Here is a 15,157-nt window from a genome sequence, read left to right as displayed (position 1 = left end):
CCGCGAACGGCGTTCGCGGCGGCGTCCGCTCGATGGCTCAGCGTTTTTTTAGCGGCAGCGGCACCACGCTTTTCACATCGCGCAAGCCGGCCGGTTCGGGTGGCAAGTAGCCCCACTCGCCTTGCGATGCCGTCGCATCGTTGCGTGCCGCGCCCGGTTGATCGTCGGGTTGCCGGCGTGTGTCCGGTGGCGAACGCTCGTCGCGGTCGCGGTCGCGGTCGCCGTCGCCGCGCGATGGCGGCGCGCCCGACGACGGCGGCGCGCCCGCATGACGCCGATGCCGCAGCACCGCGTCGGCCACGCGTTCGACATGCGACACCGTCACCGCGTCGGCCTGCTCCAGCGCCGCGAGCGCGCGCGCGGCGCGCAGCATCACGAGGTCGGCGCGCAGGCCGTCGACGGCCGCGTCGATGCACAGCGCGCTCACGCGGGCGTGAACCGCATCGTCGAAATCGAGCGCCGACAGCCGGGCCCGCGCCGCATGAATCCCGTCGCGAAGTTCTCGCTGCGCGCTTGCGTGACGCGCACGAAACGCATCCGGATCGAGATCGAACGCGAGGCGCGCCTTCACGATCCGTTCGCGCTGCGCGGCGTCGAAGCAGTTCTCGAGCTCGACCATCAGCCCGAAGCGGTCGAGCAGTTGCGGGCGCAGCTCGCCTTCCTCGGGATTCATCGTGCCGACCAACACGAAGCGCGCATCGTGCGCGTGCGACACGCCATCGCGCTCGACCACGTTCACGCCGCTCGCGGCGACGTCGAGCAGCGTATCGACGAGCCCGTCGGCGAGCAGGTTCACCTCATCGACGTACAGCACGCCGCGATGCGCGCGGGCGAGCAGGCCCGGCCGGAAGCGCACGCCGTTGGCGGCGAGCGCATGGGCGAGATCGAGCGTGCCGGTGACCTGCTCGTCGCTCGCCGACAGCGGCAGCGTGACGAATTCGCCTTCGGGCAGCAATTCCGCCAGCGCGCGCGCGGCGGTCGATTTCGCGGTGCCGCGCGGCCCGCTGACGAGCACGCCGCCGAGCGACGGGTCGATCGCGGCGAGCAGCAGCGCCTGCTGCAACGGTTGCTGCGCGACCAGTGCCGCGAACGGGAACACCGCGCGTGCGCGGGGCGTCGTCGGATCGGTCATCGCCGTCCTCCTTCCTGGAGTTGTTCGCTGTCGAGCCAGACCGCTTCGATCCGCTCGCGATAGTCGCCCGGCTGCTGCCACAGCCCGCGCTGCATCGCTTCGACAAAGCGTTCGCAGATGCCGTGCAGCGCCTTCGGGTTGTGTCGTTCGAGGAACGCACGCGTGTCGTCGTCGAACAGGTACGCGTCGGCGACGAGCGCGTACTGATGGTCCGACAGCACGCGGGCGGTCGCGTCATAGCCGTACAGGTAGTCGACGGTCGCGGCCATTTCGGCCGCGCCCTTGTAGCCGTGACGCTTCACGCCGTCGAGCCATTTCGGGTTGACGACGCGTGAGCGGATCACGCGCGCGATCTCCTCGCGCAGCGTGCGCATCTTCGGCGCGACCGGGTTCGCATGGTCGCCGTGGTAGATGCTCGGCTGCTGGCCGGACAGGTGGCGCACGGCCGCCGTCATCCCGCCCTGGAACTGGTAGTAGTCGTTCGAGTCGAGGATGTCGTGTTCGCGGCTGTCCTGGTTCTGCACGACGACGTCGATCGCCGCGAGCCGCTCGCCGAACACGTCGGGGGCCGCGTCGCCCGCGCTGTTCTGCGCGTACGCATGGCCGCCCCACTGGCGATACGCGGCGGCGAGATCGGCGTCGGTCTGCCAGCGGCGCTGGTCGATCATGTCCTGCAGGCCCGCACCGTAGCTGCCCGGCCGCGCGCCGAACACGCGCCAGCCGGCGCGGCGTCGCGCTTCGTCGGGCGCCACGCCCCGCTCGATCCAGGTCGCGCGTTCGCGCTCGATGCGCGCGCGGATCGGGTTCAGCGCCTCGGGCTCGTCGAGCGCGGCGACGGCCTGCACGGCCGCGTCGAACAGGTGCATCAGGTTCGGAAACGCGTCGCGGAAGAAGCCCGACACGCGCAGCGTCACGTCGATGCGCGGCCGGTCGAAGATCTCGATCGGCAGGATCTCGAAGTCGGTCACGCGATGACTGCCGTGCGCCCATTTCGGCCGCACGCCGATGAGCGCGAAGGCCTGCGCGATATCGTCGCCGCCGGTGCGCATCGTGGCCGTGCCCCAGACCGACAGCCCGATCGCGCGCGGATAGTCGCCGTGATCCTGCAGATGGCGTTCGATCAGCTGCTGCGCGGATTTCAGCCCGAGCGACCACGCGGCCTGCGTCGGCACCGCGCGCGTATCGACCGAATAGAAGTTGCGGCCCGTCGGCAGCACGTCGGGACGGCCGCGCGACGGCGAGCCGCTCGGCCCCGGCGGCACGAAGCGGCCGTCGAGCCCGCGCAGCAGCTGGCGCAGTTCCTCGCCGCCGCACGCGTCGAGCGCGGGCAGCAGCGTCGCGCGCACGCGTTCGAGCACGGCGAGCGTGTGCGGCCATGCACCCGGCGGCGTCGCATCGATGCCGGCATCGCCGCCGACATTCGCACGGCACAGTCCATCGAGCCACTGCTGCGCGAGCCGCTCGAGCCGCTCGCGCGTGTCACCCGCATGGCGCCACGGCGACGCGTCGAGCGCCTGCAGAACGGCCGGCCGCGGGCCCGTCCACGGCGCAGCCCAGTCGGCCGCGAGCGGATCGAAATCGTCGCCGAGCGCGAGATCGCGCGCGAGCGCGGCGATCAGCCCCGCGCGTTCGCCCTTGCCGTCGCCGACCGGAAAGCGTGCGAGCGCGAGCAGCGTATCGCGCCGCTGGCGGTCGAGCGGCGACGCGCCGAACACGTGCAGCCCGTCGCGAATCTGTGCTTCCTTCAATTCGCACAGCCAGGCGTCGACGCGCGTGAGCAGCGCGTCCTCGTCGCCGGCGTCGCGCGGCGGCGACACGCTCAGCTCGTCATGCAGCCGGTGTTCGGCGATCGTCGCGAGGATCGTCTTGCGCAGCAGCCTCGCGCGCCGCGCATCGACCATCAGCGCTTCGTAGTATTCGTCGACCTGCCGTTCGAGATCCTGCAGCGGGCCGTAGTTTTCCGCGCGCGTGAGCGGCGGCATCAGGTGATCGATGATCACGGCCTGCGCGCGGCGCTTCGCCTGGCTGCCCTCGCCCGGATCGTTGACGATGAACGGATACAGATGCGGCAGCGGCCCGAGTGTCAGGTCCGGCCAGCACGCGTCGGACAGCGCGACGCTCTTGCCCGGCAGCCATTCGAGGTTGCCGTGCTTGCCGAGGTGGATGACCGCGTCGATGCCGAACGCATCGCGCAGCCAGAAATAGAACGCGAGGTAAGCGTGCGGCGGCACGAGGTCCGCGTCGTGGTAGCTCGCATAGTCGTTCTCGCCGCGCGAACGCGACGGCTGGATGCCGACGAACACGTTGCCCGCGCGCCAGCCGGCGATCGGGAAGCGCCCTTGGCGCAGCGTCGGGTCCGCGTCGGGCGGCCCCCAGCGCTCGTTCAGCGCATCGCGCACGGCGGCCGGCAGCCGCGCGAAATGCGCGACGTAATCGGCCAGCGCGAAACTCTGGAACGCGGGGCGCAGTGCGCGCACGGCCGGGTCGTTGGTCACGCCTTCGGTGAGCCGCGCGATCAGCGCGTCGCCGTCGGCCGGCAGGTCGGCTACCGCATAGCCCGCGTCGCGCAGCGCCGCGAGCACGCGCAGCGCGGACGCCGGCGTGTCGAGCCCGACGCCGTTGCCGATCCGCCCTTCGCTTTGCGGATAGTTCGCGAGAATCAGCGCGATGCGCTTGTCGGCATTGTCGAGCGTGCGCAGCCGGCACCAGCCGCGCGCGAGCGCCGCGACGAACGCGATCCGTTCGGCGTCCGGCTGGTAGCGCACGACGTCGACTTCGGTGTGCGGACACCGATACGCGAGCCCCTTGAAGCTCACCGCGCGCGTGACGATGCGCCCGTCGACTTCAGGCAACGCGATGTGCATCGCGATGTCGCGCGCGTGCAGCCCCTGGTTGTCGGCCACCCACGCGTCGCGGTTGCCGCCGGACAGGATCACCTGCAGCACCGGCGCGTCGCCGGCGAGTATGTCGGGCTCGGGGCTATCGATCGCGCCGGCCGCGAAGGCCGTGGTGTTCAGCACGAGCGCGACGCCGTGCGTGTCGCAGAGCTGCGTGATGACCTCGCGGCTCACCGCGTCCTTCAGCGACGTGACCGCGATCGGCAGCGGATTGAGCCCTTCGCGCACGAGCGCATCGGCCAGCGCGTCGAACACGGCCGTGTTCGCGGCCTGCCAGTGCGCGCGATAGAACAGGATCGCGACCACGGGTGCGCCGGGCGTCCAGCGCGCGCGCCAGTCGTCGACGCTCGCCGGGTCGCGCGCCGGGTGATACAGCGCGGCGGCCGGCAGCGGGCGCGGCGGCTCGGGTTCGTCGCCGAAGCCGAGCGTATGGAATGCGATGCTGCGCAGCAGCGCTTCGGCGTTGTGCATCCCGCCGTCGCGCAGGTAGCGCCACCACAGCCGGCACAGCGCCGGCGCGACCGTGCTCTTCGCGACGAGGTTCGGGTCTTCCTGCAGGTCGCCCGAGAACATCGCGAGCTGCTGCCGGCGCTTGGACGCCAGCGACACGGCCTGTTCGATCCCGTACGGCCAGTACGCTTCGCCGCCGAGATGATCGATCACGACCGTCTTCGCATGACGCAGCACGTCGTCGACATAGAAATCGACCGACGCGGGCTGCCGCAGGAACGTGACGTTCGCGAGCCGCACGCTCGGAAAGCCGGCCGGCAGCTTCGGCACGACGCTGGCCAGCAGCGACAAGGTCGTATCGGCCGAACTCAGGATCACGATGTCGGCCGGCTGCTGGTCGATCCGGACGACGCCCTGCGTATCGTCGACGAAGCCGCCCGGCGTGGTGCGCAGCAGATGCATCGCGCGTTACGCCTGCTGCGTCTGCGCCGCGCACGCGGCGTCGAACGCGCGCTGCAGTTCGGCCGGGTCGAGATCCTCGCCAATCAGCACGAAGCGGCTCGCGCGCGTTTCGCCGTCCTGCCAGCGACGGTCGAAATAGCTGTCGAAGCGGCGGCCGACACCCTGGATCACGAGCCGCATCGGCGCATCGGGCAGCGCCGCGAAGCCTTTCGCGCGGTAGATCGTGTGCGTCTCGACGACGCGCTGCAGCGCGGCGATCGTCGCTTCGCGCGAGCCTGCGTCGCCCGACACCACGACCGAATCGAAATCGTCGTGATGGTGATCGTGATCGCCGTCGTCGGCCGAGCCGTGATGGTCGTGCCGCAGGTGGATCGTTTCCTCCGACGCCGATTCGAGCCCGAGCAGCATCGCGAGATCCAGTTCGCCGCGCGTCGCGCGCACGATCTTCACCTGCGGCGGGATCTCTTCGCGGATCGCGGCCTCGACTTCGGCGAACTGCGCGTCGGCGACGAGATCGGCCTTGTTCACGATCACGAGATCGGCGGACGACAGCTGGTCGGCGAACAGTTCGTGCAGCGGCGATTCGTGGTCGAGGTTCGGATCGGCGCGGCGCTGCGCGTCGACGGCCTGCGGGTTCTCGGCGAACTGGCCGCTGGCGGCAGCCGGCCCGTCGACGACCGTCACGACCGCGTCGACCGTGAAGCTGTTGCGGATCGTCGGCCAGTTGAAGGCCTGCACGAGCGGCTTCGGCAGCGCGAGGCCCGACGTCTCGATCAGCACGTGATCGATGTCGGCGCGGCGCTCGACGAGCGCTTCCATCACCGGATAGAACTCTTCCTGCACGGTGCAGCACAGGCAGCCGTTCGCGAGTTCGTACAGCTGGCCCGACGCTTCGCCCTGCGCGCCCTCCGCATCGTCGCAGCCGATCCCGCAGCCCTTGAGGATTTCGCCGTCGATGCCGAGCTCGCCGAATTCGTTGACGATCACCGCGATGCGGCGGCCTTCCGCGTGCTGCAGGATGTGGCGCATCAGCGTGGTCTTGCCGCTGCCGAGAAAGCCCGTGACGATCGTGACGGGAAGCTTGCGTAGGGTCATGGTAGGTCCTGTGGCGAAAATGGAATCAGGCCGGGATCGTCGCGTCGAATGCGGCGCGGCATGTCGTCGGGCGGATCGCGGGGATGGCGCGGCGCAGTCCGGCCGGACGGCCGCACGACGCACGGAACGACGAATCGGACATGACGCTTCCTTGTGAACGGTCGGCATGGTCAATGCCGGCACGGCTGCCGCCGGCCCTGCCCGCGCCGCCTGCCGTTCGTCGCGCCGGCCCGGCGCGGCGCGCGTGCGGCGGACGGATCGGTGGAGGAAGCGGGAAACGCTCGGGTGTCGGGCATGCTGCGGCCGTGGACGATGCGCCGCCTCCCCGCGGCGCTGAACCCCAACGTTTCGGCCGGTATCCGGGCTGACGAACACGCCGCTTCGCCTTCCCGAATGCGCGGCATCCAGTGGCGGTCGTCCGCATGCGGCAGGCATGCGGCGAAGCGGCGCTGCGTCGCGCTGGGCGCGACGCGTTCGCTTACCGTTGCGGGGGCAGCACAGGTTGGCTCGACTGCGGCGCAGGCAGGCTCCCTGTTTCCCGTTTAACTGCGCGCGCCGGAGGAGCGCGCGCGAGCACCAAAACGCGTGCGAGTGTAGGCGGCGGTGCGGGGAGCGTCAAGGTGAAACGGGCCGCCGCGGGATGTCCTGCATGGCCGCGGCAGCGCGCCCGGGGCCACGTCCGGGGCCACCCCGGGCGACCGCGCGGCGGGTTCGCGCGGCCCGGGCGCTGTGCTATCGTATGCGCCGCGTTCGGTGCTCGCGCGCGCTCCTCCGGCGTGCGCAGTTAAACGGGAAACAGGAGGCGGACGTCCGCCCGGCCTGTGCTGTCCCCGCAACGGTACGCCGCCCGCGCGTCGCGGTTCCCCGCACGCGCCCAGGCCGCCCGCGATGCCACTGCCCTTCAGCGGGCGGGAAGGCTGCGGCCTGGCAAGCGGCCAGCCCGGATACCGGCCGACGCAAGGGGCGAGCCCGCTGCTCGCCGAACGCCCGATCCGCGGGGGACGGATGGGGTGCGCTTTCCGCCCGCGCTCGCGCGGGCTTCGCTCGATCCGTCATGCATTGCCTGTCCGCCGGCCGCCGATGTGCCGCTCGCTGTCCCCTTTCCACTGCCACGACACGGTGCGCGCCGTGCCGCGTCCGATGAGCCGCGCATGGCTCGTCGGCGCCGGCCCCGGCGACGCCGATCTGCTGACGCTGAAGGCCGTGCGCGCGATCGCCGCGGCCGACGTGCTGCTCGTCGACGATCTCGTGAACCCCGACGTGCTGCGCCACGCGCGCGCCGACGCCCTGATCGAGCACGTCGGCAAGCGCGGCGGCCATGCGTCGACGCCGCAGGAAACGATCGTCGCCACGATGCTCGCGCATCTGCGCGCGGGCCGCAGCGTCGCGCGGCTCAAGGGCGGCGATCCGTTCGTGTTCGGCCGCGGCGGCGAGGAATTGCTCGCGCTCGGCGCGGCCGGGTTTCCGGTCGAGGTCGTGAACGGCATCACGGCCGGGATCGCCGCCCCGGCCGCGCTCGGCATTCCGGTCACGCATCGCGGCGACGCGCAGGGCGTGATCTTCGTCACGGGCCACGGCGCGGGCGCGGACGAACCCGACTGGCGCGCGCTGGCCGCGACGCGGATGACGATCGTGATCTACATGGGCATTCGCCGGCTCGACACCATTGCAGCCGCGCTGCGTGACGGCGGCGTGGCCGGCGACACGCCGTGCGCGGCGATCGAGAACGCGACGCGTGACGGGCAGCGGCACGTGCTCGCGACCCTCGACACGATCGTCGAACGCGTGCGCGCGACCGGTATCGGTTCGCCCGCGATCGTCGTGATCGGCCGCGTCGCGGCGCTCGCCGACGATCCCGCGGTGCGCGCGGCGCTTGGCGGCCGCGCATGATGCGCGTCGCGCTCGGCGTCGGTTTCCGCGCGGGAGTGACGGCCGCGCAACTCGATGCCGCGATCCGCGCGGCGCTGGCCAGCCACCCGGACGCCGAGCCGGCCGTCGTCGCGACGCTCGCCGACAAGGCGCGTGCCCGGCCGCTGCGCACGCTGTGCGCGCGGCGCGGCTGGCCGCTCGTCGCGTTCGACGCGGCGCAGCTCGCGCAGTGCTCCGAACCGGCATTGAGCGGCCCGTCGGCGGCCGCGCTCGCGCGTTTCGGCGTCGCGGGCGTGGCCGAGCCGTGCGCGCAACTCGCGGCGCCGCAGGGCCGGCTGCTCGGCCCCAAATCCAGTCGGGACGGCGTGACGGTCGCGCTCGCCGGCCCGCTCTGAACCCTTTGTTTCGCTTTCGACAGGACGATTCCCGATGAAGACCGATGCCGAATCCCATCAGCGGATGGCCGAACGCCGCCGCGCCGGCCATGAAAAGAAGCAGGCTGCCGCCACCCAGGAAAAGGGCCTGCTGATCGTCAACACCGGCAACGGCAAGGGCAAGAGCACGGCCGCCTTCGGCATGGCCGTGCGCGTGCTCGGCCATGGCATGCGGCTCGGCGTCGTGCAGTTCATCAAGGGCGCGTTGCACACGTCCGAGCGGGACTTCCTCGGCGCGGTCGCGCAGTGCGACTTCGTGACGATGGGCGACGGCTATACGTGGAATACGCAGAACCGCGACGCCGACGTCGCCACCGCGCGCAAGGGCTGGGACGAGGCGCGCCGGATGATCGAAAGCGGCGAGTACCGGATGGTGATCCTCGACGAGCTGAACACCGTGCTGAAGTACGAATACCTGCCGCTCGACGAAGTGCTCGCGACGCTCGTCGCGCGGCCGGATTCGGTGCACGTCGTCGTCACCGGGCGGCATGCGCCCGATGCACTGATCGACGCGGCCGACCTCGTCACGGAAATGCGGCTCGTCAAGCATCCGTACAAGGAGCAAGGCGTGAAGGCGCAGCCCGGCGTGGAGTTCTGAGCGATGCCGGCCTGCCCCGCGCTGTTCGTCAGCGCGCCCGCGTCCGGCCAGGGCAAGACGTCGGTGACGGCCGGCCTCGCGCGGCTGCACCGCCGGCTCGGCCGGCGCGTGCGCGTGTTCAAGACCGGGCCGGATTTTCTCGATCCGATGCTGCTCGAACGCGCGAGCGGCGCACCCGTGCACGCGCTCGACCTCGGGATGGTCGGTGAAGCCGGCTGCCGCGCGCTGCTCGCCGATGCCGCGCGCGACGCGGACCTGATCCTGATCGAAGGCGTGATGGGGCTGTTCGACGGCACGCCGAGCAGCGCCGATCTCGCGGCCGCGTTCGGGGTGCCGGTCGTCGCGGTGATTTCCGCGAAGGCGATGGCGCAGACGTTCGCGGCGATCGCGTTCGGGCTCGCGCGGTTCCGGCCGGAGGTGCCGTTTCACGGCGTGCTCGCGAACCGCGTCGGGTCGCCGCGACACGCGGAACTGTTGCGGCAGGCGCTGCCGGACGACTTGCGCTGGCTCGGGCACGTGCCGGCCGATGCGGGCATCGCGCTGCCGGAACGCCATCTCGGCCTGCACCAGCCGGCCGACATCGGCGATCTCGACGCGCGGCTCGAGCGTGCGGCCGACGTGCTCGCGCAGACGGCGCTCGCCGAATTGCCGCCGGCCGTGTCGTTCGCGGAACCGGCGGCCCGCGCCCCGCTGCCGCGCGCGCTCGCCGGCAAGCGCATCGCGATCGCGCGCGACGCGGCGTTCTCGTTCATCTATCCGGCCAATCTCGCGCTGCTCGAGGCGCTCGGTGCGCAGCTGCGGTTCTTTTCGCCGCTCGCCGACGAACCCGTGCCCGACGCGTGCGACGCGCTGTTCCTGCCGGGCGGCTATCCGGAACTGCATGCGGCGACGCTCGCGGCGAATGCCGTGGCCGCGCGGACGATTCGCGCGCACGCGGCGGCCGGCCGGCCGATCGTCGCGGAATGCGGGGGAATGGTGTATCTGTGCGAGTCGCTGACCGACGTCGAAGGCGCGACGACATCGATGCTCGGGCTGCTGTCAGGCCATGCGACGATGCAGCGCCGGTTCGCGGCGCTCGGCATGCAGCAGCTGGATACGCGCAGCGGGCCGATGCGCGGTCATACGTTTCATTATTCGCGGCTCGACACGCCGCTGGCGCCGGTGGCCGCCGCCGCCCGGCCCGATGGGGAGCCCGGCAGCGGCGAAGCCGTGTATCGCACGGGTTCGATCGTCGCGACGTACATGCACATGTACTGGCCGTCGAATCCGGATGCAGTGGTGGCGTTGTTCAGCGGGGATGTTGTGTTCTAGCTCGGAACATGCCGCGATTGAACCGATTCCCCGCATTCACCGTCACACCAGAAACGTCTCGGCCAGCTTGACCCAGTACGACGCGCCGGTCGGCAGTACCGCGTCGTTGAAGTCGTAGCCGGGGTTGTGCACCATGCAGCCGCCCTCGCCGTCACCGTTGCCGATGATCAGGTAGCAGCCCGGCCGCTTCTCGAGCAGGAACGCGAAATCCTCGCTGCCGGTGAGCGGCACCATCTCGTCGATCAGATTCGCTTCGCCCACCCACTCGCGCGCGACGTCGCGTGCGAACGTGGTCATCCGCGCATCGTTGACGAGCACCGGATAGCGGCGCTGGTAGTCGATCGTCGCGGTCGCGCCGAACACGGCCGCCTGCGCATGAACGACTTCCTTGATGCGCGCCTCGAGCAGGTCGCGCACCTCGGGCTTCAGCGCGCGCACCGACAGGCGCATCTGGGCGCGATCGGGAATCACGTTCGGCGCGTCGCCCGCGTGGATCGCGCCGACCGTGACGATCGCCATGTCGAGCGGCGACACGTTGCGCGACACGATCGTCTGCAGCGCGATGACGATCTGCGCGCACACCACGACCGAATCGATCGCCTTGTGCGGCACCGCGCCGTGGCCGCCGCGCCCCTGCACGTCGACGATCACGGTATCCGACGACGCCATGAACGGCCCCGCCAGGAAGCCGAACTTGCCCGTGGGGAAGCCCGGCATGTTGTGCATCGCGAAGATCGCATCGCACGGGAACTGCTCGAACAGCCCGTCGTCGAGCATCTTTTTCGCGCCGCCGAGCCCTTCCTCGGCCGGCTGGAAAATCAGGTTCAGCGTGCCGGAAAAGCGCCGCTCGCGCGCCAGATGCTTCGCGGCCGCGAGCAGCATCGCCGTGTGGCCATCGTGACCGCACGCGTGCATCTTGCCGGGGATCGTGCTCTGGTACGGCAGGCCGGTCGACTCGTGGATCGGCAGCGCGTCCATGTCGGCGCGCAGGCCGAGGCGCTGCGTGCCGTTGCCGACCTTCAGCTGCGCGACCACGCCCGTGCCGCCCAGCCCGCGGTGCACCGTGTAGCCCCATGCCTGCAACTGCTCGGCAACGAGGTCGCTCGTCGCGAATTCCTCGAAGCCCAGTTCGGGGTGGGCATGAATGCGGTGCCGGATCTCGATCATTTCGTCGGCGAGGCCTGCGGGGATCACGCTGTGCGTCACGGTGTCGTCTCCTGGATTTGGTGGGGAATGTGCGGGCAAGGATAGTCCGTTGAGCAGCAACCGGACAGACAGAAAGTCGTCGTGGAGGCAACCTGGGGTTGCTGGTCGATCATCTCGGCACATGAGAAGTCGCCCGCCGGCGGATACCGGCCATCCGGGCGACTGCCGCGCACGAGGGGGATTCGCGACACTGCGTGTTCGGTCTCGATTTCTCAGGTGGGGGGTGCGTTGATTGCCGTTCGCCATTCCGGAATAATTCCGTCGCATCAAAGAGTTGAGCGTTCTTGTTCATTTTTTGACGGCTGTACATTTTTTGTGTACGCTGACAAAAAAGTGAACAAGCGACCCCTCCCGATGCCCGAGAACGCCACCCTGTCGATAGCGGAACAGCACGTGCTCGACGAAGCTTGCGCCGCGTTCGAACGCGCGACCGGACGCTTCAACGCACGGCCGGTGCGCGTGCCGGCCGCATTCCGCGCGCATGCCGACGCGATGATCCGCTTCGGCATTGGCGGGCAGACCTTCGAGATGCCGGCCGCCGTGAGCGTTGGCGTCGAATCGGTGCAGGACGCCCGCGCCGCGCTGCTTCGCCGCGGCGCCGCCCCGCTGCCCGGCGAGCAGCAACTAATGCTGGTCGCGCCGTATGTGTCGGCCGAGCTGGCCGCCCGCCTGACCGACCAAGGCATCCCGTTTCTCGATACCGCCGGCAACGCGAGCCTGATCCTGCCGGAGGCGACCGTGCTGATCTCCGGCCGGCCGAAACCTTCCCGCACGCCGCGCCGGCAGGCGTCGCGCGCGACCACGCCCAAGGGGCTCGCCGTAATGTTCGCGCTCGCGACGCAGCCGGGCCTCGTCGCGCAACCGTACCGGGCGATCGCCGCCGCGTCGGGCGTCGCGCTCGGCACGGTCAATCTCGCGATGGACGACCTGCTCGCGCGCGGCCTCGTCGCGCAGCGGCGCAATGGCGAGCGCCTGATGCCCGACTGGCCGCGCTTCGTGCAGGAATGGGTCGCGCTGTATCCGAGCCGCCTGCGCGCGAAACTGCCGGCCCGGCGATTTGCCGCCGTCACGCCCGACTGGTGGCGCGGCTTCGATTTCGCGGCATTCGATGCGCGGCTCGGCGGTGAACCGGCGGCCGACCTGCTGACGCACGACCTGAAGCCAGCCGCGGTCACCGTCTATACGCATGGCGCCGTGCCGAACCGCCTGCTGCTTCAGGCGCGCCTGCGCCCGGACGAGCGCGGCGACGTCGAGCTGCTCGAAGCGTTCTGGCCGCCGTCGCCGGCGCTCGACTGGCGCGAGCAGGACGTGCCGCTCGTGCCGCCGCTGCTGATCTACGCGGATCTCGTCTCGTCCGGAGACAGCCGCAATCTTGCCGCCGCCGAACACATCCATGACCGATACCTCGCCCACCCGCCCGCTTGAAGTCGACGCGCGCCGGCCGCTCGAGCCGGCGGCCGCCGCGCTGCTGCAGGCGGTCGGCACGACCTGCGTGCAACTCGACACGGCATTCGTCGTCGCCGGCGCAACTGCGCGCGACATCCTGATGTGGCATGTCCACGGCATCCGGCCGGTACGTGCGACGCGCGACGTCGACGTCGCGGTGTGCGCAGTGAGCTGGCCGTTTCACGAGCGGCTCGTCGATGCGCTCGTCGCGACCGGGCAATTCGCACGTGCGCCGAAGCATCAGCAGAAACTGCTGTTCGACAGCGGGACGCAAGGATTTCGCACGGAGCTCGATCTCGTGCCGTTCGGGCCGCTCGAAGCACCGCCCGGCGAAATCGCATGGCCGCCGCGCGGCGATTTCGTGCTGAACGTGCTGGGATTTCAGGAGGCGGTCGATACGGCGCTGGCCGTGTCGATCGGCGCCGATATCGCTGTGCCGGTGGCGAGCCTGCCGGCGCTCGCGCTGCTGAAGTTGCTCGCGTGGAAGGATCGGGGCGCGCGCCAGAACAGCGACGCGTACGACCTGCTGTTCCTGCTCACGCATTTTCACGACGCGGGCAATCGCGAGCGCATCTGGGACGTCGCGCCCGATCTGCTCGAACGGCACGGCTTCCAGCCGGAGCTGGCGGCGGCCGGGTTGCTCGCGCGCGATGCGAAGCGGATTGCTTCGCCGCAAACGCACGAGGCGATCCGCGCGCTGTTATCGGACGAAGCGGTTTACGCGACCCTCGCGCAGGACCTGCAGGGCCGCGCATTCGCGCTGTTGCCTGGTGAATTCAACGATGACGCTGACCGGTATCTCGACGCGTTCCGCAGTGCTTTCCTCTCGGAACCGCCCGTTCCTCACGCGTGACGTGCTGCCGCGCGACAGCACCGCCATCGTGCATTCGCCGCTCTAGGCCGAGGCTGATCCGATGACCCTAGATGAGATTGATCAAAAATTCATTAAATGCGTCAAGCACACTGGGGATGCGCGACTGATTCAGAACGCCTGTGAGATCCTGTCGCTGCTGCACAGACTTCCTCGCGGCAAGGACACCATAAGCGACCTCACATCGCTGCTCTGATCCGGGTCAAGCAAGTTGAGACCTCGAATCCGACGTTTCAGGGAAATTGCATGCAATTGACGTCCTCACCCGCCTAAAGGCAGGTGATTCCCACACCTGGCGATGCACGTCCGCATCGGAGAATGTTCAGCGCAGCGTTGGTATCTCGATCATGCACGACACCACAGCCATCGCAGGCCCACTCTCTCATTCGCAGTCCCGCGATACCTTTCGGCCGCGTCGTGCTGTCTTTCGATCCGCACGACGAACAGGACTGGGTAGAACCGCTTTCGTCGACTTCCTCGAACGTGGCTCCGTGCGCCATCGCCTTGTAACGGAGTTTGTCTCGGAAGGACGACCAGGATGCGTCGTAGACGCTTTTCGCCATCCTGGTTCTGGCGAGTTTGGCGGCCGACACGTTACCGACCGCCATGTAGTCAAAGCGTCGCACCAGATCGAGCGCGAGCTTGTGCTGGAAATCGGCACGGGCATTCGCGACCTTGGCATGCAGCTTCGCGATATGTCGCTTGTGCTTGCGCGCCCGTTGAGCTTTCGCCAGTTTCTCCGCCGCGCGTCGGCCGAATCGGTCATTGGGCAGCTTCTCGCCCGTCGAAAGTGTGGCGAAGTCTTTCAAGCCGAGATCGATGCCGACACCGGAACGGATCGGGCGGACTTGAACATCGGGCATCTCGATCACGATGTTGAGAAACCAGTTGCCACGCGCATCCTGCGCAAAGTTGGTCCCGTCCTTGATCTTGCCTTCGGGAAGCGGTCGGCTGTGGAATACCCGAAACGTGTTGCCGGCGAAACGGAACGCGTCGCCTTCGCGCTTCAGGTCACGCCCCTTCAGCGGCACCCAGCCCAGCGATTTCCTGCCGCGATAGCGCAGGTAGGGCCGACGGTGCTGACTGCGCGACTTCGCATATTGCTCGCACGTCGCGTTGATCGTGCCGGAGTGGATGCCGAGCGCCTTGCTGCTCCCCGTCGTCAGCACGTTCAGATCGAATCCCGTCGGCCACTTCTTGCTCCACTTGAGCGCGTGCTTCTGCGTGTCATTGCAGAAGTTCCAGACGTAGTTCACCGCACGGCTCTGCTTGTTGAGCAGTCCGTTGAGCGACTTCACGCGGTAGCGGTAGACAAGGATCATGCCGGTGATCCTAACCCGTGCAAGAAGCTGCCTGTCAACAGCACTCCTTTCCTTCCCGCCATCA

At 69.4% G+C, this 15,157-nt stretch carries 11 protein-coding genes and 2 riboswitches; of the genes, 6 read left to right on the top strand and 5 right to left on the bottom strand.

Annotated features, from left to right (window positions below; genetic code table 11):
* Nucleotides 1-37 precede the first annotated feature (37 nt).
* Genes BAMB_RS07875 through cobW form a run of 3 tightly spaced genes read right to left on the bottom strand, consistent with a single transcriptional unit; the run spans nucleotide 38 to nucleotide 6,036 of the window.
* On the bottom strand, nucleotides 38-1,132 hold the full coding sequence (locus BAMB_RS07875) for a magnesium chelatase ATPase subunit I (RefSeq protein WP_011656845.1): 1,095 nt from the start codon (nucleotides 1,130-1,132) through the stop codon (nucleotides 38-40).
* Nucleotides 1,129-4,941, bottom strand: coding sequence for a cobaltochelatase subunit CobN (gene cobN, locus BAMB_RS07870; RefSeq protein ID WP_011656844.1), 3,813 nt, complete (start codon nucleotides 4,939-4,941; stop codon nucleotides 1,129-1,131). The genes BAMB_RS07875 and cobN overlap by 4 nt, the downstream gene beginning before the upstream one ends.
* A gap of 6 nt (nucleotides 4,942-4,947) precedes the next feature.
* Nucleotides 4,948-6,036 carry a cobalamin biosynthesis protein CobW gene (gene cobW / locus BAMB_RS07865; protein ID WP_011656843.1) on the bottom strand — a complete coding sequence of 363 codons (1,089 nt, stop codon included), beginning with the start codon at nucleotides 6,034-6,036 and terminating at the stop codon, nucleotides 4,948-4,950.
* Nucleotides 6,037-6,369: 333 nt separating this feature from the next.
* Nucleotides 6,370-6,632, bottom strand: a riboswitch (cobalamin riboswitch).
* Between the two features lie 137 nt (nucleotides 6,633-6,769).
* Nucleotides 6,770-7,006, top strand: a riboswitch (cobalamin riboswitch).
* Between the two features lie 170 nt (nucleotides 7,007-7,176).
* Between cobW and cobA the strand changes: the two genes are divergently transcribed.
* The 4 genes from cobA to BAMB_RS07845 are packed head-to-tail and all read left to right on the top strand — an operon-like array spanning nucleotide 7,177 to nucleotide 10,248.
* Entirely contained in the window at nucleotides 7,177-7,926 is a 750-nt protein-coding gene (gene cobA, locus BAMB_RS07860; protein WP_041491353.1) for a uroporphyrinogen-III C-methyltransferase, read from the top strand.
* Nucleotides 7,923-8,300: a cobalamin biosynthesis protein gene (locus BAMB_RS07855; protein ID WP_011656840.1), complete on the top strand. Its 378-nt coding sequence runs from the start codon at nucleotides 7,923-7,925 to the stop codon at nucleotides 8,298-8,300. The genes cobA and BAMB_RS07855 overlap by 4 nt, the downstream gene beginning before the upstream one ends.
* 34 nt (nucleotides 8,301-8,334) lie before the next feature.
* Nucleotides 8,335-8,937: a cob(I)yrinic acid a,c-diamide adenosyltransferase gene (gene cobO, locus BAMB_RS07850; RefSeq protein ID WP_011656839.1), complete on the top strand. Its 603-nt coding sequence runs from the start codon at nucleotides 8,335-8,337 to the stop codon at nucleotides 8,935-8,937.
* 3 nt (nucleotides 8,938-8,940) lie between these two features.
* Nucleotides 8,941-10,248, top strand: a complete 1,308-nt coding sequence (locus BAMB_RS07845) for a cobyrinic acid a,c-diamide synthase CobB (protein WP_011656838.1) — start codon at nucleotides 8,941-8,943, stop codon at nucleotides 10,246-10,248.
* 42 nt (nucleotides 10,249-10,290) lie between these two features.
* Here BAMB_RS07845 and BAMB_RS07840 read toward each other — a convergent pair whose 3' ends face one another.
* Nucleotides 10,291-11,454 carry a M20 aminoacylase family protein gene (locus BAMB_RS07840; RefSeq protein ID WP_011656837.1) on the bottom strand — a complete coding sequence of 388 codons (1,164 nt, stop codon included), beginning with the start codon at nucleotides 11,452-11,454 and terminating at the stop codon, nucleotides 10,291-10,293.
* A 354-nt stretch (nucleotides 11,455-11,808) separates the two neighbouring features.
* On the opposite strand from BAMB_RS07840, the gene BAMB_RS07835 reads away from it, so the two are divergent.
* Both BAMB_RS07835 and BAMB_RS07830 read left to right on the top strand, forming a co-directional pair.
* Nucleotides 11,809-12,879, top strand: coding sequence for a type IV toxin-antitoxin system AbiEi family antitoxin (locus tag BAMB_RS07835; RefSeq protein WP_011656836.1), 1,071 nt, complete (start codon nucleotides 11,809-11,811; stop codon nucleotides 12,877-12,879).
* A complete protein-coding gene (locus BAMB_RS07830; protein WP_011656835.1) occupies nucleotides 12,848-13,753 on the top strand; it encodes a nucleotidyl transferase AbiEii/AbiGii toxin family protein in 906 nt (301 codons plus the stop codon). The genes BAMB_RS07835 and BAMB_RS07830 overlap by 32 nt, the downstream gene beginning before the upstream one ends.
* 287 nt (nucleotides 13,754-14,040) lie before the next feature.
* On the opposite strand, the gene BAMB_RS07825 is transcribed toward BAMB_RS07830, so the two are convergent.
* Nucleotides 14,041-15,093 carry an RNA-guided endonuclease InsQ/TnpB family protein gene (locus BAMB_RS07825; RefSeq protein WP_011656834.1) on the bottom strand — a complete coding sequence of 351 codons (1,053 nt, stop codon included), beginning with the start codon at nucleotides 15,091-15,093 and terminating at the stop codon, nucleotides 14,041-14,043.
* Nucleotides 15,094-15,157 lie beyond the last annotated feature (64 nt).

Origin of the sequence: Burkholderia ambifaria AMMD (genome assembly GCF_000203915.1) — a bacterium.
In the GTDB taxonomy this organism is placed as follows: Bacteria; Pseudomonadota; Gammaproteobacteria; order Burkholderiales; family Burkholderiaceae; genus Burkholderia; species Burkholderia ambifaria.
This window is presented reverse-complemented; position numbering and strand designations above follow the sequence as displayed.